Source organism: Citrobacter sedlakii, assembly GCF_018128425.1.
Taxonomy (GTDB): Bacteria; Pseudomonadota; Gammaproteobacteria; order Enterobacterales; family Enterobacteriaceae; genus Citrobacter_A; species Citrobacter_A sedlakii.
The window spans coordinates 1,985,124-2,002,339 of sequence record NZ_CP071070.1; the positions used below are offsets into that span (position 1 = coordinate 1,985,124).

Annotated in this window: 21 protein-coding genes and 1 tRNA gene; 16 read left to right on the forward strand and 6 right to left on the reverse strand. The window is 52.9% G+C overall.

All coding sequences use genetic code 11. The features are described 5' to 3' along the window. The first annotated feature begins 49 nt into the window (after positions 1 to 49). The 6 genes from aspS to ruvB all read left to right on the forward strand — a co-directional run bounded on the left by aspS (position 50) and on the right by ruvB (position 5,304). On the forward strand, positions 50 to 1,822 hold the full coding sequence (aspS, locus tag JY391_RS09470; RefSeq protein WP_042283861.1) for an aspartate--tRNA ligase: 1,773 nt from the start codon (positions 50 to 52) through the stop codon (positions 1,820 to 1,822). A gap of 1 nt (position 1,823) precedes the next feature. Next, the gene (gene nudB, locus JY391_RS09475; RefSeq protein WP_060571373.1) at positions 1,824 to 2,267 is read left to right on the forward strand and encodes a dihydroneopterin triphosphate diphosphatase; all 444 of its coding nucleotides are present in this window, start codon (positions 1,824 to 1,826) and stop codon (positions 2,265 to 2,267) included. A 27-nt stretch (positions 2,268 to 2,294) separates the two neighbouring features. Next, complete coding sequence (locus tag JY391_RS09480) at positions 2,295 to 3,038, forward strand: YebC/PmpR family DNA-binding transcriptional regulator (RefSeq protein ID WP_042283855.1); 744 nt, start codon at positions 2,295 to 2,297, stop codon at positions 3,036 to 3,038. A 34-nt stretch (positions 3,039 to 3,072) separates the two neighbouring features. Next, the gene (gene ruvC, locus JY391_RS09485) at positions 3,073 to 3,594 is read left to right on the forward strand and encodes a crossover junction endodeoxyribonuclease RuvC (protein ID WP_042283852.1); all 522 of its coding nucleotides are present in this window, start codon (positions 3,073 to 3,075) and stop codon (positions 3,592 to 3,594) included. Between the two features lie 79 nt (positions 3,595 to 3,673). Next, positions 3,674 to 4,285, forward strand: coding sequence for a Holliday junction branch migration protein RuvA (gene ruvA, locus JY391_RS09490; RefSeq protein WP_042284736.1), 612 nt, complete (start codon positions 3,674 to 3,676; stop codon positions 4,283 to 4,285). Positions 4,286 to 4,293: 8 nt separating this feature from the next. Further along, positions 4,294 to 5,304 (forward strand): Holliday junction branch migration DNA helicase RuvB, encoded by a 1,011-nt coding sequence (gene ruvB, locus JY391_RS09495; protein ID WP_042283850.1) that lies wholly within the window; start codon positions 4,294 to 4,296, stop codon positions 5,302 to 5,304. A 382-nt stretch (positions 5,305 to 5,686) separates the two neighbouring features. Here ruvB and JY391_RS09500 read toward each other — a convergent pair. Beyond that, positions 5,687 to 5,774, reverse strand: a tRNA-Ser gene (locus JY391_RS09500). A 233-nt stretch (positions 5,775 to 6,007) separates the two neighbouring features. On the opposite strand from JY391_RS09500, the gene ghrA reads away from it, so the two are divergent. The 4 genes from ghrA to JY391_RS09520 all read left to right on the forward strand — a co-directional run bounded on the left by ghrA (position 6,008) and on the right by JY391_RS09520 (position 8,931). Next, positions 6,008 to 6,946 (forward strand): glyoxylate/hydroxypyruvate reductase GhrA, encoded by a 939-nt coding sequence (ghrA, locus tag JY391_RS09505; protein WP_211935629.1) that lies wholly within the window; start codon positions 6,008 to 6,010, stop codon positions 6,944 to 6,946. An 86-nt stretch (positions 6,947 to 7,032) separates the two neighbouring features. Then, positions 7,033 to 7,770 carry a phosphatase gene (locus JY391_RS09510; protein WP_181823029.1) on the forward strand — a complete coding sequence of 246 codons (738 nt, stop codon included), beginning with the start codon at positions 7,033 to 7,035 and terminating at the stop codon, positions 7,768 to 7,770. 23 nt (positions 7,771 to 7,793) lie between these two features. Next, entirely contained in the window at positions 7,794 to 8,348 is a 555-nt protein-coding gene (locus JY391_RS09515; protein WP_060571369.1) for a TorD/DmsD family molecular chaperone, read from the forward strand. Between the two features lie 100 nt (positions 8,349 to 8,448). After that, positions 8,449 to 8,931, forward strand: a complete 483-nt coding sequence (locus tag JY391_RS09520; RefSeq protein WP_131729058.1) for a DUF1097 domain-containing protein — start codon at positions 8,449 to 8,451, stop codon at positions 8,929 to 8,931. A 46-nt stretch (positions 8,932 to 8,977) separates the two neighbouring features. On the opposite strand, the gene csgG is transcribed toward JY391_RS09520, so the two are convergent. The 4 genes from csgG to csgD are packed head-to-tail and all read right to left on the reverse strand — an operon-like array spanning position 8,978 to position 11,322. Further along, positions 8,978 to 9,811: a curli production assembly/transport protein CsgG gene (csgG, locus tag JY391_RS09525; protein WP_042283829.1), complete on the reverse strand. Its 834-nt coding sequence runs from the start codon at positions 9,809 to 9,811 to the stop codon at positions 8,978 to 8,980. Positions 9,812 to 9,836: 25 nt separating this feature from the next. Then, positions 9,837 to 10,253 carry a curli production assembly/transport protein CsgF gene (gene csgF, locus JY391_RS09530; RefSeq protein ID WP_060571367.1) on the reverse strand — a complete coding sequence of 139 codons (417 nt, stop codon included), beginning with the start codon at positions 10,251 to 10,253 and terminating at the stop codon, positions 9,837 to 9,839. A gap of 25 nt (positions 10,254 to 10,278) precedes the next feature. Continuing rightward, positions 10,279 to 10,668, reverse strand: a complete 390-nt coding sequence (gene csgE, locus JY391_RS09535) for a curli production assembly/transport protein CsgE (RefSeq protein WP_211935630.1) — start codon at positions 10,666 to 10,668, stop codon at positions 10,279 to 10,281. A 3-nt stretch (positions 10,669 to 10,671) separates the two neighbouring features. Continuing rightward, positions 10,672 to 11,322 carry a biofilm master transcriptional regulator CsgD gene (gene csgD / locus JY391_RS09540; protein ID WP_042283821.1) on the reverse strand — a complete coding sequence of 217 codons (651 nt, stop codon included), beginning with the start codon at positions 11,320 to 11,322 and terminating at the stop codon, positions 10,672 to 10,674. A gap of 762 nt (positions 11,323 to 12,084) precedes the next feature. On the opposite strand from csgD, the gene csgB reads away from it, so the two are divergent. The 6 genes from csgB to JY391_RS09570 all read left to right on the forward strand — a co-directional run bounded on the left by csgB (position 12,085) and on the right by JY391_RS09570 (position 15,953). Beyond that, a complete protein-coding gene (csgB, locus tag JY391_RS09545) occupies positions 12,085 to 12,540 on the forward strand; it encodes a curli minor subunit CsgB (RefSeq protein WP_042283819.1) in 456 nt (151 codons plus the stop codon). 40 nt (positions 12,541 to 12,580) lie between these two features. After that, on the forward strand, positions 12,581 to 13,039 hold the full coding sequence (gene csgA, locus JY391_RS09550) for a curli major subunit CsgA (RefSeq protein ID WP_042283817.1): 459 nt from the start codon (positions 12,581 to 12,583) through the stop codon (positions 13,037 to 13,039). Between the two features lie 59 nt (positions 13,040 to 13,098). Beyond that, a complete protein-coding gene (csgC, locus tag JY391_RS09555) occupies positions 13,099 to 13,431 on the forward strand; it encodes a curli assembly chaperone CsgC (protein ID WP_042283815.1) in 333 nt (110 codons plus the stop codon). 152 nt (positions 13,432 to 13,583) lie between these two features. Further along, positions 13,584 to 13,907: a YmdA family protein gene (locus JY391_RS09560; RefSeq protein WP_211935631.1), complete on the forward strand. Its 324-nt coding sequence runs from the start codon at positions 13,584 to 13,586 to the stop codon at positions 13,905 to 13,907. A gap of 89 nt (positions 13,908 to 13,996) precedes the next feature. Next, positions 13,997 to 14,530 (forward strand): O-acetyl-ADP-ribose deacetylase, encoded by a 534-nt coding sequence (ymdB, locus tag JY391_RS09565; RefSeq protein ID WP_060571364.1) that lies wholly within the window; start codon positions 13,997 to 13,999, stop codon positions 14,528 to 14,530. After that, entirely contained in the window at positions 14,472 to 15,953 is a 1,482-nt protein-coding gene (locus tag JY391_RS09570) for a phospholipase D family protein (RefSeq protein WP_082636899.1), read from the forward strand. Before ymdB ends, JY391_RS09570 begins: the two co-directional genes overlap by 59 nt. A gap of 11 nt (positions 15,954 to 15,964) precedes the next feature. Here JY391_RS09570 and mdoC read toward each other — a convergent pair whose 3' ends face one another. Continuing rightward, entirely contained in the window at positions 15,965 to 17,125 is a 1,161-nt protein-coding gene (mdoC, locus tag JY391_RS09575) for a glucans biosynthesis protein MdoC (protein ID WP_211935632.1), read from the reverse strand. Positions 17,126 to 17,216 lie beyond the last annotated feature (91 nt).

Genomic DNA, 17,216 nt, shown 5'->3' on the forward strand with positions numbered 1-17,216 from the left:
ACAGTTAAAGCTGCGACAAAACAGCCTGCGGCTTATTAAGGGATATCTCATGCGTACAGAATATTGCGGACAGCTCCGTCAGTCCCACGTGGGGCAGCAGGTGACTCTGTGTGGTTGGGTCAACCGTCGTCGTGATCTTGGCAGCCTGATCTTTATCGATATGCGCGATCGTGAAGGCATCGTGCAGGTCTTTTTCGACCCGGATCGTGCGGACGCATTAAAGCTGGCCTCTGAACTGCGTAATGAGTTCTGCATTCAGGTGACGGGCACCGTGCGTGCGCGTGACGAGAAAAACGTCAACAGCGAGATGGCCACCGGCGAAATTGAAGTGCTGGCCTCCGATCTGACTATCATCAACCGCGCAGAATCGCTGCCGCTTGATTCAAACCACGTCAACACAGAAGAAGCGCGTCTGAAGTACCGTTATTTGGATCTGCGCCGTCCGGAAATGGCGCAGCGTCTGAAGACCCGCGCGAAAATCACCAGTCTGGTGCGCCGCTTTATGGACGATCACGGCTTCCTCGACATTGAGACGCCGATGCTGACCAAAGCCACGCCGGAAGGCGCGCGCGACTACCTGGTCCCGTCCCGCGTGCATAAAGGCAAATTCTACGCGCTGCCGCAGTCGCCGCAGCTGTTTAAGCAGTTGCTGATGATGTCCGGCTTTGACCGCTATTACCAGATCGTGAAATGCTTCCGTGACGAAGACCTGCGCGCTGACCGTCAGCCGGAATTTACCCAGATCGATGTGGAAACCTCCTTCATGACCGCCGAACAGGTGCGTGAAGTGATGGAAGCATTGGTACGTAGCCTGTGGCTGGACGTGAAAGGCGTGGATCTGGGCGATTTCCCCATTATGACCTTTGCGGAAGCCGAGCGCCGTTACGGTTCCGACAAGCCGGATCTGCGCAACCCGATGGAGCTGGTGGACGTTGCCGATCTGCTGAAGTCCGTCGAATTCGCGGTATTCTCCGGCCCGGCGAACGATCCGAAAGGGCGCGTAGCCGCGCTGCGCGTACCCGGCGGCGCGGCGCTGAGCCGTAAGCAGATCGACGACTACGGTAACTTCATCAAGATCTACGGCGCAAAAGGTCTGGCCTACATTAAGGTCAATGAGCGCGCGAAGGGACTTGAAGGCATCAACAGCCCGGTCGCGAAATTCCTCAACGCGGAAATTGTTGACGCGATCCTCGAGCGCACCGCCGCTCAGGATGGCGATATGATCTTCTTCGGCGCGGACAACAAGAAAGTGGTGGCCGATGCGCTGGGCGCGCTACGTCTGAAGCTGGGTAAAGATCTGAATCTCACCGACGAAAGCAAGTGGGCGCCGCTGTGGGTGATCGACTTCCCGATGTTTGAAGACGACGGTGAAGGCGGTCTGACCGCAATGCATCACCCGTTCACCTCGCCGAAAGACATGTCCGCCGCTGAGCTAAAAGCCGCGCCGGAAAATGCGGTCGCCAATGCCTACGACATGGTCATTAACGGTTACGAAGTGGGCGGCGGTTCCGTACGTATTCATAACGGCGAAATGCAGCAGACTGTGTTTGGCATTCTGGGGATTAACGAACAGGAACAGCGTGAGAAGTTCGGCTTCCTGCTGGATGCGCTGAAATACGGCACGCCGCCACATGCGGGTCTGGCATTTGGTCTGGATCGTTTGACCATGCTGCTGACCGGTACCGATAATATTCGTGACGTTATTGCCTTCCCGAAAACGACCGCCGCAGCCTGTCTGATGACCGAAGCGCCGAGCTTCGCGAACCCGGCAGCGCTGGCTGAGCTGGGTATCGACGTGGTCAAAAAGGCTGAGAAAAACTGATATGGCATACAAACAGCCTGTCTCGGTGTTAGTCGTAATCTATGCAGAAGACACCGGGAAAGTGCTGATGTTGCAGCGACGCGACGACCCGGATTTCTGGCAGTCGGTAACCGGAAGCCTTGAAGACGGTGAAACCGCGTCGCAAGCCGCCGTACGTGAAGTAAAGGAAGAGGTCGCCATTGACGTTGCCGCTGAGCAACTGACCTTAATCGACTGTCAGCGTACTGTGGAGTTTGAGATTTTTTCACATTTACGTCATCGCTATGCGCCGGGCGTGGCGCGCAATACAGAATCCTGGTTCTGCCTTGCGTTGCCGCATGAGCGGCAGATTGTGTTCACCGAACACCTGACCTACCAGTGGCTTGATGCGCCCGCGGCGGCGGCGCTCACCAAGTCATGGAGCAACCGGCAGGCGATTGAAGAATTTGTAATTAACATCGCCTGAAAAGGCATGCTTTTTGAGGAAATATTTATGGCAGGTCATAGTAAATGGGCCAACACCAGACATCGTAAAGCGGCGCAGGATGCTAAGCGCGGTAAAATCTTCACCAAAATCATTCGTGAACTGGTGACGGCTGCCAAACTGGGCGGTGGCGATCCGGACGCTAACCCGCGTCTGCGCGCAGCGGTTGATAAAGCGCTGTCCAATAACATGACCCGTGACACCCTGAACCGCGCGATTGCCCGCGGTGTGGGCGGTGATGATGATGCCAACATGGAAACCATCATCTATGAAGGTTACGGTCCTGGCGGTACGGCAATCATGGTGGAATGCCTGTCTGACAACCGTAACCGTACTGTTGCGGAAGTGCGTCATGCGTTCAGTAAATGCGGCGGTAATCTGGGTACCGACGGTTCCGTGGCCTATCTGTTCAGCAAAAAAGGCGTGATCTCCTTTGAGCAGGGCGATGAAGACACCATTATGGAAGCGGCGCTGGAAGCGGGTGCGGAAGATGTGGTGACTTTCGACGACGGCGCGATTGACGTCTACACCGCGTGGGAAGATATGGGTAAAGTGCGTGACGCACTGGAAGCCGCGGGTCTGAAAGCAGACAGCGCAGAAGTGTCTATGATCCCGTCAACCAAAGCGGACATGGACGCGGAAACCGCGCCAAAACTGCTGCGTCTGATCGACATGCTTGAAGATTGTGACGACGTGCAGGAAGTTTACCACAACGGTGAAATCTCTGATGAGGTTGCAGCTACTTTAGAATGATGTGGCTTAATCCCGTTACCACCGGAGGCGCGTGATGTCCATCATACTGGGTATTGACCCGGGCTCTCGCGTGACCGGCTATGGCGTAATTCGCCAGGTCGGCAGACAGCTGACCTATCTCGGTAGCGGCTGCATCCGTACGAAAGTGGACGACCTTCCGTCGCGCCTGAAGCTGATATACGCGGGCGTGACGGAAATCATCACCCAGTTTCAGCCAGACTACTTCGCTATTGAGCAGGTGTTTATGGCGAAGAATGCGGACTCCGCGCTCAAGCTGGGGCAGGCGCGCGGCGTGGCGATTGTCGCAGCGGTCAACCAGGCGCTGCCGGTATTTGAGTATGCGGCGCGCCAGGTGAAGCAGACCGTGGTGGGCATCGGTAGCGCTGAGAAAAGCCAGGTGCAGCATATGGTGCGCACCTTGCTGAAACTCCCGGCCAATCCACAGGCCGATGCGGCGGATGCGCTGGCAATTGCCATCACTCACTGCCATGTCAGTCAGAATGCGATGCAAATGAGCGAGTCGCGTCTCAATCTTGCGCGAGGTCGCTTGCGATAATGACAAATGAGGCTGGATATCTATCCAGCCTTTTTTTATGATACAGCTTTATTTTTCGGCCCCAACGCAGGAGCGTAATGTGATAGGCAGACTCAGAGGCATTATTCTGGAAAAACAACCCCCGCTGGTGTTGCTTGAAGTGGGCGGCGTCGGTTACGAAGTGCATATGCCGATGACCTGTTTTTATGAGCTCCCGGAATCCGGAAAAGAAGCGACGGTCTTTACCCATTTTGTGGTGCGCGAAGACGCGCAACTGCTGTACGGTTTCAACAACAAGCAAGAGCGTACTCTGTTCAAAGAGTTGATTAAAACCAACGGCGTGGGGCCAAAACTGGCGCTGGCAATTCTCTCCGGGATGTCCGCACAGCAGTTCGTTAACGCCGTCGAGCGTGAAGATCCCGCCGCGCTGGTGAAGCTGCCCGGCATTGGCAAAAAAACCGCCGAACGCCTGATCGTCGAAATGAAGGACCGTTTCAAAGGTCTGCACGGCGATCTGTTTACCCCTGCGGCCGATCTGGTGCTGACCTCTCCGGCCAGCCCGGCGGTGGAAGACGCCGAGCAGGAAGCGGTTGCGGCGCTGGTGGCGCTGGGCTATAAACCTCAGGAAGCCAGCCGTATGGTGAGTAAAGTCGCTCGCCCGGACGCCAGCAGTGAAACACTGATCCGCGAAGCCCTGCGCGCCGCGTTATGAGGTAAAGGATGATAGAAGCAGATCGCCTGATTTCGGCAGGCGCCACCATTGCAGAAGAGGTGGCCGATCGTGCCATTCGCCCGAAATTACTGGATGAATATATTGGTCAACCGCAGGTGCGTTCGCAAATGGAGATATTTATCCAGGCGGCGAAACTACGCGGCGACGCGCTTGACCATCTGCTGATTTTTGGACCGCCGGGGCTTGGCAAAACCACGCTTGCGAATATCGTGGCAAACGAAATGGGCGTGAACCTGCGTACCACATCAGGCCCGGTGTTGGAGAAAGCCGGTGACCTGGCGGCGATGCTCACCAACCTGGAACCGCATGACGTGCTGTTTATCGATGAGATCCATCGACTGTCGCCGGTGGTGGAAGAGGTGCTGTACCCGGCGATGGAAGACTATCAGCTGGACATTATGATCGGTGAAGGACCTGCAGCGCGCTCCATTAAAATCGATTTACCGCCGTTTACGCTGATTGGCGCGACGACCCGCGCCGGATCGTTGACTTCGCCGCTGCGCGACCGCTTTGGTATCGTCCAGCGCCTTGAGTTTTATCAGGTGCCCGATCTTCAGCATATTGTGGGCCGCAGCGCTCGCTTTATGGGGCTTGAGATGAGCGATGACGGGGCGCTGGAAGTCGCGCGACGCGCGCGCGGTACGCCGCGTATTGCCAACCGCTTGCTCAGACGCGTCCGTGATTTCGCCGAAGTGAAGCATGATGGCACGATTTCAGCGGATATTGCCGCCCAGGCGCTGGACATGCTGAATGTCGATGCGGAAGGGTTTGATTATATGGACCGCAAGCTGTTGCTGGCGGTGATTGATAAGTTCTTTGGCGGTCCGGTTGGGCTCGATAACCTGGCGGCGGCAATCGGTGAAGAGCGCGAAACCATTGAAGATGTGCTGGAGCCGTATTTAATTCAGCAGGGCTTTTTGCAACGTACGCCACGCGGAAGAATGGCGACGGTGCGGGCCTGGAACCATTTTGGTATCACCCCGCCGGAAATGCCTTAAATCTGCTGAGTGACGCCTGATGGCGTCACCCTTATCAGGTCTGGAACGGCGAAATAAAGCCTGTGCTTTTGTGCGGTGTTTTTCCTGAAGATGGCGGGAGCTTACTGCGCCTGTTGTCGACCCCGGTCGGAGGTTCTCATCCCCCCGGAGTGTGCAATATGCGAAAAAAAGCCCGTACTTTCGTACGGGCTCTTTCTCAAATATGGCGGTGAGGGGGGGATTGACTCGCTTCGCTCGCCCTGCGGGCAGCCCGTTCGCTGCGCGTCCGGTCTGTCCAACGGGCGGCGCCCGTTGTCGACCCCGGTCGGGGGTTCTCATCCCCCCGGAATGTGCAATATGCGAAAAAAAAGCCCATACTTTCGTACGGGCTCTTTCTCAAATATGGCGGTGAGGGGGGGATTCGAACCCCCGATACGTTGCCGTATACACACTTTCCAGGCGTGCTCCTTCAGCCACTCGGACACCTCACCAAATTGTCGCTCCGCGTTACCGGAACGGGCGCTAATTTAGGGAAATACCGCGCCTGCGTCAATCAACTTTTCGCAAAAACCGTGCGTTTACACAAACTTCCACCAACATGCAGCTTAATTGAGCGGAAACTGCTTTTTTTGCCAGCGTCCGGGAATTTGCTATGCTGAACATCCTTTTGAAAACGATGATAATAAGTGCGCCCGATGCCGCACAACAACCCGCAGGAGTCAGTATGGATATCATTTTTTATCACCCTACGTTTGATACCCCCTGGTGGATCACCGCACTGGAAAACGCTATCCCAAACGCAAAAGTGAGGGCGTGGAAACCGGGCGATAACGATCCGGCGGACTACGCCCTGGTCTGGCATCCGCCTGTCGAAATGCTTGAAGGTCGCAGACTGAAGGCGGTATTTGCACTCGGTGCGGGAGTGGACTCGATACTCAGCAAACTCAAAGCCCATCCCAACATGCTTGACCCGGCAATCCCGCTATTTCGCCTGGAAGATACCGGAATGGGCCTGCAAATGCAGGAATATGCGGTCAGTCAGGTGCTGCACTGGTTCCGACGTTTTGACGATTACCAGGCGCTAAAAAATCAGCGCCAGTGGCAACCGCTACCGGAATACAGCCGCGAGGAATTTACCGTCGGCATCATGGGGGCGGGCGTGCTGGGGGCGAAAGTCGCCGAAAGCCTGCAGGTCTGGGGATTTCCGCTACGCTGCTGGAGCCGCAGCCGCAAATCCTGGCCAGGCGTGGAGAGCTTTGCCGGAACAGAAGAGCTTGGCGCGTTTCTCAGCCAGACGCGCGTGTTAATCAACCTGTTGCCCAATACCGCAGAAACGGTCGGCATTATTAATGGCGAACTGCTGAATCAATTGCAGGACGGCGCTTATGTACTTAACCTCGCGCGGGGCGTGCATGTCAATGAAGACGATTTGTTAGACGCGCTGAACCGCGAAAAATTGAAAGGTGCCATGCTCGATGTGTTCAGTCGTGAACCGCTCCCTGCCGACAGCCCGCTATGGGCGCATCCCCGGGTGGCAATGACGCCGCATGTGGCTGCAGTGACACGTCCGGCGGAAGCCGTCGCGTATATCTCGCGCACTATTCAGCAACTCGAAAATGGCGAAACGGTCAGCGGACAGGTCGATCGCACGCGAGGTTATTAACGCCAGCCCGGCTTGCGCCGGGTTAACGCTAATAAACGTGGGCGATTCCTGCTATCCTTGTCGAAAAATGACTACAGGAGAGAGACATGTATCCCGTTGACCTGCATATGCATACCGTTGCCAGCACCCATGCCTACAGTACCCTCAGTGATTATATCGCGCAGGCGAAACGCCAGGGGCTGAAGCTGTTTGCGATCACCGATCATGGCCCGGATATGGCGGATGCGCCGCACCACTGGCATTTTATCAACATGCGTATCTGGCCGCGGCTGGTGGATGGGGTAGGGATCCTGCGAGGCATTGAAGCGAATATCAAGAATGTCGACGGTGAAATTGACTGCACCGGCCCCATGCTCACTTCACTGGATCTGATCATCGCCGGGTTTCATGAGCCGGTGTTTGCGCCACATGATGAAGCCACGCATACCCAGGCAATGATCAACACCATGGCCAGCGGTGTGGTGCATATCATTAGTCACCCGGGTAACCCAAAATATCCGGTCGATATCACCGCCATCGCCGAAGCCGCGGCAAAGTATCAGGTGGCGCTGGAAATTAACAACTCCTCCTTCCTGCACTCCCGGAAGGGCAGCGAAGCCAACTGTCGCGCCGTGGCTGCTGCGGTACGCGATGCCGGAGGTTGGGTTGCGCTGGGGTCCGATTCCCATACCGCTTTTACCATGGGCGACTTCGGTGAGTGCCGTAAGATCCTGGATGATGTGGGCTTCCCTGAAGAACGCATTTTAAACGTGACGCCGAGACGGTTGCTGAATTTCCTTGAGACCCGCGGAATGGCGCCCATTCCAGAGTTTGCAGACCTTTAATTACCACTGACTGGACGATTTTGATGAACGAGTTTTCTATCCTGTGCCGCGTGCTGGGATCGTTGTATTACCGCCAACCCCAGGATCCGTTGCTGGTTCCGCTTTTTACCCTTATTCGCGAGGGCAAGCTGTCGGCTAACTGGCCGCTTGAGCAGGACGAACTGTTAAGCCGTTTGCAGAAGAGTTGCGACATGTCGCAGCTGGCGGCAGATTATAACGCGCTGTTTGTCGGCTCGGAGTGTTCGGTGCCGCCATACCGTAGCGCATGGGTGGAAGGGGCAACGGAAGCGGAAGTGCGCGCATTTTTGTCTGCGCGTGGGATGCCGCTTGCCGATACGCCCGCCGATCATATTGGAACTCTGCTGCTGGCGGCCTCATGGCTGGAAGATCAATCAGCGGAAGATGAAAGCGAAGCGCTGGAAACCTTGTTCGCTGATTACATCCTGCCGTGGTGCGGCACTTTTCTGGGGAAAGTGGAAGCCCATGCGGTTACCCCGTTTTGGCGGACAATGGCGCCCCTTACCCGTGACGCTATCGGTGCGATGTGGGATGAATTAGAGGAAGAGTCTGACGAGTAATATGATCTAAATCACTTTGGTTTTGTAACGTACGAATCTTGTTGCATGATTTGTGTGCGCGATCTCATTCATCATGTCGTTTTCTGCTATGATGCGCGGCATGAACATACTTCTCTGTATTGCAATTACGACGGGCATCCTCTCCGGGATTTGGGGATGGGTGGCCGTTTCTCTTGGCTTACTGAGCTGGGCCGGTTTTTTGGGCTGTACAGCCTATTTTGCCTGCCCGCAGGGCGGACTGAAAGGCCTCGTTATCTCGGCCTCAACGCTGTTAAGCGGGGTGGTGTGGGCGTTGGTCATCATTCACGGCAGCGCACTGACGCCGCATCTTGAGATCGTTGGCTACGTCATGACTGGCGTCGTGGCGTTTCTGATGTGCATCCAGGCGAGGCAGGTGCTGTTGTCGTTTGTGCCGGGAACCTTTATTGGCGCTTGCGCCACGTTTGCCGGACAGGGCGACTGGCGGCTGGTATTGCCCTCGCTGGCGGTGGGGCTGCTGTTTGGCTTCGCGATGAAAAACAGTGGATTGTGGCTGGCTTCGCGCCGCGAAAGGCAGAATGTGCAAACGGTCATCAGTAAATGAGCAGCGCCTGATGGCGCTGCGCTGTCATCCAACAGTGAAATGCTCATCATGACTCTGGCGGTACCGACATATGTCGATATTTCACCAGAATATCATTTTGCCTCTCTGCTTTGTTCTGCAAATCCCAAAGCCCACGGTCGATGCCATCGTTTATCAGGAAAATGACGCCGGTCTCTATAGCTGACATCAGACACAGCATCACCGGTTCATTGGAGGTATAGCCGATTTCGCCCTCCAGCAACCGCTGATAGTCAATGAAGCGGAATACCCCCGCCTGGACTTCATAAGACAAAATCGTCTTGCTGGTATTAACAGAGGAGAGGATCTCGCCGGTGCTGACGTTAACCACCCGCAGATTCACGGCAATCTGATCCAACTGATACTGCGTATCGGCGCCAATACCAAAATAGCGCGCCCCCGCGCCGCCCGACTTCACGTTACTCTCATAGCCGATAATCGAACCTTCAACCATAATATTCGCGGCGGTTAACGACTGAAGCGGGATCCGGTTATTGATCGCGACGGTACCGTTTTCCTGTGCGGCGCGAATGATCTTGCGTTCGTTAAGCAGATTCTGCAGCCCCTGGCGCTCAAGCGGGATAAACCAGCGGGAATCCTTTAAGGCCGTTACCAGCATTGCGGTGGCGCTCTGGGGGACCGCGGTGGAAAAGTTACTGGCCGGGTAGGGTTTAAACTGACCGGTTTCATCCTGAATGTTATAGACCGAGACGTAAATTTTGCCGGTGGGCGCAGGTAAATGCGTTAAGTCCTTATAGCTCTGCGCACGGGGCATTAATGTCGGCTTCGCCGCTTCTTTGGGCGGCGCGGTTAAACACCCGCTGAGCAATGTCACGGCGATTAAAATTATTAAGCGCTGCATGATGAATTCCTTACGCGGCTAATGCCTAGAAGTCGGTGGATTGCGACTGTAAACCTGACACTTCGATGGTCGAGGTTTTGCCTGTTTTTCGGTCCGTGACGTTTAGCTGCAATTGCCCATCCCGGTTGGCGATATCCACAATAAAATCGTTGGTCACCATTCTCCCGGGCTTACCGGTATTGATATTGGTAAGTAAGCCACCTAAAATTTGCGACTGAATTGCCTGCGTGAAATTATCCAGCGCGGACGGCGTTTCTATTCCGAAATCATCATCATAACTTGGGTCTTTGTATGAATTCTGCGCCTGTGCGCTGTTCAGTAAAAAAGAACCGTTATTAGGGTTTCCACCAAAATTGGGATTGCGGAATTGAAATGTCATATTTCCGGCCCAACTTAAGGGTGAAATAAGCATGAGTGCAACTACTGCATGTTTGACAGACATGACAGCCTCCGGACAAGAAAGTTATTTAGAATTCATCGTGTGTTAAATCGCTGGTGCTCAATAGCGTTTTATCTATTTGCCGACGGTTTAACGCTTCTTCCGTTTGCGCAAGGGCAAAGACCACCGTTTTTTCAAAATCTCTTTTCGTTGGAAACAAAAAAGTCTGAAAAATAACGTCCTGATTAACCGTTATGGTGATCCAGCTTCCCCAGCGCGCGCTGGGACGCTCGTTAATGGTTAAATTGCCTGTATACTCGCTTTCCCATTTTTCGCTGAATGCGCGATAAAAATCGTGCCCGACAGACGAAACGGTATGGTCCGTGATCAGGCCGGGCACTTCCACTTCAACAGCCTGTAGGTTCGCGTTAGCAAGCAAAAGGTGTGTGATAATCAGCCAGGTTATTGCGCGTTTCATGGGCTATCGCCTGAGGTTATCGTTTGCCCACGACACCGCCTGAGTCCGGTTTTTAACAGCTATCTTTTTGAAAAGATTATAAAGATGCGTTTTCACCGTGTTTTCACTGATGAATAATGAGCGGGCGATTTCGATATTAGAAGCGCCAATTCGTAGCTTGTTGAGGATCTCTTTTTCACGATGCGTTAGCAGCGTTGACTCGGTACCGTTATAGCGGTAATGACCGGAATGGGTAATGAGGTAACTGGCCAGTTTCTGCGAAAAATAGCATTCGCCCCGCAGAATACACTGCAGACCGTGCACCACGCGTTCTTGATCGTCGGAGACGTAAAACACACCGTTAATATGCGGCCAGCTTTCGATATCCCGGAAAGGATATTCGTCAGGCGTGTTTAATAAGAGCGTTTTTATCGCGTTGTTTTTCCTGCTTAAATTATCCTGCCAATAGTGAATAAGCTTCTTATCCGCTTCCATCATATCCACTAACACAATACCGTTAGACGAAATATCTTCCAGAGAACGCTGTATATTATGCAGTTTCCCGTTTATCGCCAGCGACTGCTTTAAATGTTGCAATAAAGCTGTTGCCTGCAGGGAAGGTTTGGTTATTAACAATAATGTAGGACTATGAATACTATGGACTTCATTAAACATGATGAAACCCCACTTTTATTAGTCGCACATCTGACAGCTGCCTGATAAAAATTGAAGGCACCAGAAGTACTGACAGATGTTGCACTGCTGTGTGTAGAAAAAGAGTAGAATCAGCCCGAATGGGACAAAATAGTAATACCAATGAATGACTGCTGGATTTCAATCTAGCTATTACAAACCTTAAAGCAAGTGTTAAACGTGTAACAAGATGTAAAATTATATATTAATTTATGATCTACTGCTGAATTATACGTTCAGAATTGAGAGGAAAGTTGTACAGGGGAAAATAATTGCACACATTTAAAAAATCATACAAATTAACTTAATCCTTTGTTTTTTAATGATATGAACTCGGATATGACGGATTGTTTCTTTCTGCGTCAATTCCATTTTGACGATCGCGCTTGCCGATCAACGTAAACCACAGAAAAACGGCGGACCTGTAACGGCTTGTTCAGCTTTTTCTGTACCTAACGGTTTACAACGCCAGTAATGGGATCACCAGAGCGATGAATGCCAGCACCATTCAGGGTGCCGAAATGAAGCAAAAAATAATCTACGGAGCAAAACACCCGACGCAATGCGAATTCATACTTTGGTGTGAGCGAGGATAACAAAATACAACTGGTGGGTGAGTTATTTAAAATGTTTCCACGGACATACTCTTCATCGTAACGCGGCGTTAACAAATTAGGTCTGGCGTTAACAATAATCCCTGCGGGTATTATTGAATTGATATAACGCCAGGTCCAGGGTGATAACATGAAGAAGACAGTCTTATTTGCGATATTAACAATGCTGGGCGCGCCTGGGATTGCCACCGCGACCAGTTATGACTTAGCTGGCTCGGAATATAACTTTGCGGTGAATGAATTAAGCAAATCTTCATTTAATCAGGCTGCCATAATTGGTCAGGTCGGTACGGAGAACAATGCAAAGATACGCCAGCAGGGATCTAAACTTTTATCGGTTATTTCGCAAGAAGGCGGAAATAACCGCGCAAAGGTGGAACAGTCCGGTGCGTATAACATTGCTTATATCGATCAGACGGGACAGGGCAATGATGCCAGTATTTCGCAAAATCAATACGGCAATAGCGCGATGATTATCCAGAAAGGCTCGGGTAATAAAGCGAATATTACGCAATACGGTACGCAGAAATCAGCAGTTGTTGTGCAGAGACAGTCGCATATGGCTATTCGCGTGACTCAACGCTAATACCTGAGCGACAATTAAATCAATCCGATGGGGGTTTACCATGAAACTTGTACAAGTGGCAGCATTTGCAGCAATCGTCGTTTCTGGCAGTGCGCTGGCGGGTTCCGTTCCACAATGGGGTGGCGGCGGTAATCACGGCGGCGGCAACGGTAACAGCTCTGGCCCGGAATCGACCCTGAGCATCTATCAGTCCGGGGTGAATAACGCTGCGCTTGCTCTGCAAAGCGATGCGCGTAAATCGGATACCACCATTCATCAAAATGGCGTTGCTAACGGCGCTGACGTCGGCCAGGGGGCTGACAACAGCACCATCGATCTGACCCAGAGTGGATTCCGTAACAACGCGACCATCGATCAGTGGAACGCCAAAAACTCGGATATTACTGTCAGCCAGTATGGTGGGCAGAACGCTGCGCTGGTGAACCAGACGGCGTCTGATTCCAGCGTGCTGGTGTCACAGGCTGGCTTTGGCAACAACGCGACGGCCAACCAATACTGATTCAGCCAGTCGCTGAACAATAAACAGGGCGTAAGCCCTGTTTTTTTTGCGAGGTCTCTATGCAAACGGTTCTTCTTCTGGCCGCCTTGTCCAGCCAGATCACCTTTTCCACCCATCAGCAGGGCGAGATGTACACCATTATTCCGCAGGTCACATTGACGCAACCCTGTCTCTGCCAGATACAAATTCTGACCCTTCGGGAAGGCCTCGCCGGGCGAAGCCAGTCAACGCAAAAAAAGACGCTTTCTTTACCAGCTAATCAAGCCATTGATTTGACGAAACTGAGCTTAACTATTTCACCACAGGACACCGTTAAAATAGTTGTTACTGTTTCTGACGGACAGTCACTGCATTTATCACAACAATGGCCGCCCTCTGCGACATCGTCATAAATTGCTGATTATTTGTACATTTTTGAGTGGCGGAGGTGAGTTTGCTGGACTATGAATAGAGTAACGCAGATGGCGTTACTCCCGTACCCGGCAATCGCAGCAGTAAGGGAAAACATAACCCTCAAGGATGAATGATCATTGAGGAAATCACAATGCAGCTTTCTGTCACTGTACTAAAAACCGTTATAACTCTTAGTCTCTTTTCTCTCTTTTCCGCCGTCGCGATCGCTGATGCAGACCACCAGGGGGGCGTCATACGTTTTACCGGTCAGATTGTCGAGCCGCCATGCGAGGTGGATCGCGTTCAACACCGCTTTGCGCTGTCCTGCAATCGCGGAGGGCAAATCCACACTCAGTACTATTCACCACAGGAATTGATCAACGCCCCTCACCATTTTAAACAGATCGCGTCTGTCAACATGCAGTACATTGATAAAAACAAAACGCTCGCGGTGATGAACATCAATTACCGTTAACAATGACAACGGAATCTCTGCACGAAAAAGGCGATTTCACTGGGTGGCCTGCTGTACACTTGAAAAAGAACGTTCTGCAAGGAGAACCTATGGAATCGCGTATTCATGTTATTCACGGCGATATCACCACCGTCGCTGTTGATGTGATCGTTAACGCCGCTAACGCGTCGCTGATGGGCGGCGGCGGGGTTGATGGAGCCATTCACCGTGCAGCCGGTCCGGAACTGCTGGAGGCCTGCATGAAGGTCCGGCAACAGCAGGGCGATTGTCCAACCGGACACGCGGTCATTACCGCTGCAGGACGTCTACCGGCGAAGGCGGTGATACATACGGTCGGCCCGGTCTGGCGCGGCGGTGAGCATAATGAAGCGCAACTGCTGCACGACGCTTACTTCAACAGTCTGAATCTGGCGCTGGCGAATGGGTATCAGTCGATTGCCTTTCCGGCCATCAGCACTGGCGTCTATGGCTATCCGCGGGCGGCGGCGGCAGAAATTGCGGTGAACACAGTTTCAGACTTCATCACCCGTCGCGCTTCACCGGAGCAGATATACTTTGTCTGTTATGACGAAGAAACTACCCGACTTTACCAGCGTTTACTCACCCAACAAGGCGACGAATGAGTTGACCCGGCTCGCGCATGCCATTATCCCTGTATGTGAGCGTCATCCGGGGAAGTGCGGCATCCTGGCGCTGGACGACAGCCTTGATGCGTTTGCGGCCCGTTATCGGCTGGCCGAAATGGCGGAGCGTACGCTCGATATCCAGTATTACATCTGGGAAAATGATATGTCAGGGCGACTCCTGTTCGCAGTCCTGCTGGCGGCGGCGAGACGCGGGGTTCACGTCCGCCTGCTGCTGGACGATAACAACACGCCTGGCCTTGACGATACGCTGCAACTGCTTGACGGCCATCCGAATATTGAAGTCCGCCTGTTTAATCCTTTCTCCTTTCGCATGCTGCGGGCGCTGGGCTATCTGACCGATTTCGCCAGACTTAACCGCCGGATGCATAATAAAAGCTTCACCGTGGATGGCGTTGTGACGCTGGTCGGCGGGCGTAACGTTGGCGATGCCTATTTTGGTGCCGGGCAGGAACCGCTGTTTTCCGATCTCGACGTAATGGCTATTGGCCCGGTGGTGCAGGATGTTGCCGATGATTTCGAGCGCTACTGGCGCTGCGGATCGGTTTCGACGCTCAAGTCTGTGCTTTCGCTTTCCGAGCAAGAGATCACTGAACGGATAGAGCTTCCGGAATCCTGGTATAACGATGAGATCACGCGCCGTTATCTGCATAAGCTGGAAACCAGCCAGTTTATGTCGCAGCTTGAACACGCCTCGCTCCCGCTGATTTGGGCGAAAACCCGGCTGCTTAGCGATGATCCGGCAAAAGGAGAGGGAAAAGCGCAGCGTCACTCGCTGTTGCCGCAGCGATTATTCGACGTGATGGGATCGCCCGAGGAGCGGATTGACATTATATCCGCCTATTTTGTGCCGACCCGGGCGGGTGTCGCCCAACTGCTGCAACTGGTAAGAAAAGGCGTCAGGATAGCGATTCTGACGAACTCGCTTGCGGCCAATGATGTTGCCGTGGTCCATGCTGGTTACGCCCGCTGGCGGAAAAAACTGTTGCGCTATGGCGTCGAATTGTACGAACTCAAGCCTACCCGGGAGCACGAAACGGTGGTGCACGATCGGGGGTTGACCGGTAATTCCGGCTCCAGCCTGCACGCTAAAACCTTCAGTATTGACGGGCGCAACGTGTTCATCGGCTCTCTCAATTTTGACCCGCGCTCGACGCTGCTGAATACCGAGATGGGATTTGTTATCGAAAGCGAGTCGCTGGCGACCCTGATTCATAAGCGCTTTACTGAAAGCCAGCGCAACGCCGCCTGGCAGTTGCGCCTCGATCGCTGGGGGCGCATTAACTGGGTCGACCACCAGAACGACCGGGAAGTCGTGCTAAAAAAAGAACCCGCAACCGGGTTCTGGAAGCGGGTTCTGGTGCGACTGGCGACCATTTTGCCTGTCGAATGGCTACTGTAACCGGGCAGGTTTTAATTCGCCACCCTGGCGTTTTTACTCTGTTTTACCGCAGGCTTACCCGAAAAAAGGAACTTCAGCAGCGGTATGCGTAAATGAATTTCGTAGAGCGCCAGCGCAATACCTATCACAAATACCAGCCCGCAAAGGAACCCGAGCAGATTGGAGGTGATATGCGGGGTAATATACGCGCCAAAGAACAGGGTCAACGGATGATGCACCAGATAGATAAACAACGAAGCATTAACAAAGTAAGTCACACGGGCGGATTGAAAATTGAGTAAGCGATGCCCTAATGAAAACACCACGTTAACCATCCACAGTCCCATCACCATGGTGATCACGTACTCCGTTTCGTACATCCAGGCGTCGCCGCTGCCGTAGCGCTGGTTCAACAGATAGGCCGCGAAGGCGAAGGCTGCGCCCAGCGTGCAGCCCCGAGACGGCCTGGTGAACAGCGCTTTGAGTTCCGGCGAAATAAACGTCAGCGCGCCGAGGAGAAAGAAAGGCACATAAAATAGCGTTTGCATGACGACGAAATTGAACATGCCATCACTGAGAATCGACGGATAAACACTAAAAATCGTTCGTCTGATTGCCGCATAACCGACTCCGGTGAATAAAAAGATCAGCGTCAGTTTTGACATCGAAAGGGTGGTGAGGCGATTTTTATTCGCCGCTGTCCATTTATTGCGCAGCAGACTAAATAGCCACAGGCTTACGGTTGTTAATATTATCAGAACCAGTAAAAACCACAGGTGGGAAATTAACTCCCAGGCCAGCGTATTATATTTGTCATACAAAGAGAGCGAGTGCCAGTTTTCCGCTTTCCCTTTCACATATTGCAACATAATAAATTGCGGCAGCGTCAGCAACGGAATAGCGGTCAGCATGGGAATGCCGACCCGCTCAACGCGCACTTTCCACCAGCGTTTAAGCGGATAACGCAAAAATAACATGTATGAAAAATACCCTGAAATAACGAAAAAAACCTGCATACGGAATGCATGGATAAAATCGTTAAACACGGTGAGCCACCATGACGAGTCGGCGCTGTTCACGTGCCAGGTGTGGCTGGAATAGATTAACGAGATATGGAAAGGGATACCCAACAACATCAGCCAGGCGCGGATGGAGTCAAGAAAATATTCACGCTGCGCGGGTACGGAATTCATAGAGGTTTCGTATTCTCAGATTCTCAGACTAATCGCCTTATCCCTAAGACGAATAATAGTTACATTCGGGGGCAACCCTACACGAAGGACA

Bases quoted from the DNA above. Each gene is read 5' to 3' on its own strand.
- aspS (WP_042283861.1), top strand. From the start codon at position 50: ATGCGTACAGAATATTGCGGACAGCTCCGTCAGTCCCACGTGGGGCAG.
- nudB (WP_060571373.1), top strand. From the start codon at position 1,824: ATGGCATACAAACAGCCTGTCTCGGTGTTAGTCGTAATCTATGCAGAA.
- JY391_RS09480 (WP_042283855.1), top strand. From the start codon at position 2,295: ATGGCAGGTCATAGTAAATGGGCCAACACCAGACATCGTAAAGCGGCG.
- ruvC (WP_042283852.1), top strand. From the start codon at position 3,073: ATGTCCATCATACTGGGTATTGACCCGGGCTCTCGCGTGACCGGCTAT.
- ruvB (WP_042283850.1), top strand. From the start codon at position 4,294: ATGATAGAAGCAGATCGCCTGATTTCGGCAGGCGCCACCATTGCAGAA.
- ghrA (WP_211935629.1), top strand. From the start codon at position 6,008: ATGGATATCATTTTTTATCACCCTACGTTTGATACCCCCTGGTGGATC.
- JY391_RS09510 (WP_181823029.1), top strand. From the start codon at position 7,033: ATGTATCCCGTTGACCTGCATATGCATACCGTTGCCAGCACCCATGCC.
- JY391_RS09515 (WP_060571369.1), top strand. From the start codon at position 7,794: ATGAACGAGTTTTCTATCCTGTGCCGCGTGCTGGGATCGTTGTATTAC.
- JY391_RS09520 (WP_131729058.1), top strand. From the start codon at position 8,449: ATGAACATACTTCTCTGTATTGCAATTACGACGGGCATCCTCTCCGGG.
- csgG (WP_042283829.1), bottom strand. From the start codon at position 9,811: ATGCAGCGCTTAATAATTTTAATCGCCGTGACATTGCTCAGCGGGTGT.
- csgF (WP_060571367.1), bottom strand. From the start codon at position 10,253: ATGTCTGTCAAACATGCAGTAGTTGCACTCATGCTTATTTCACCCTTA.
- csgE (WP_211935630.1), bottom strand. From the start codon at position 10,668: ATGAAACGCGCAATAACCTGGCTGATTATCACACACCTTTTGCTTGCT.
- csgD (WP_042283821.1), bottom strand. From the start codon at position 11,322: ATGTTTAATGAAGTCCATAGTATTCATAGTCCTACATTATTGTTAATA.
- csgB (WP_042283819.1), top strand. From the start codon at position 12,085: ATGAAGAAGACAGTCTTATTTGCGATATTAACAATGCTGGGCGCGCCT.
- csgA (WP_042283817.1), top strand. From the start codon at position 12,581: ATGAAACTTGTACAAGTGGCAGCATTTGCAGCAATCGTCGTTTCTGGC.
- csgC (WP_042283815.1), top strand. From the start codon at position 13,099: ATGCAAACGGTTCTTCTTCTGGCCGCCTTGTCCAGCCAGATCACCTTT.
- JY391_RS09560 (WP_211935631.1), top strand. From the start codon at position 13,584: ATGCAGCTTTCTGTCACTGTACTAAAAACCGTTATAACTCTTAGTCTC.
- ymdB (WP_060571364.1), top strand. From the start codon at position 13,997: ATGGAATCGCGTATTCATGTTATTCACGGCGATATCACCACCGTCGCT.
- JY391_RS09570 (WP_082636899.1), top strand. From the start codon at position 14,472: ATGACGAAGAAACTACCCGACTTTACCAGCGTTTACTCACCCAACAAG.
- mdoC (WP_211935632.1), bottom strand. From the start codon at position 17,125: ATGAATTCCGTACCCGCGCAGCGTGAATATTTTCTTGACTCCATCCGC.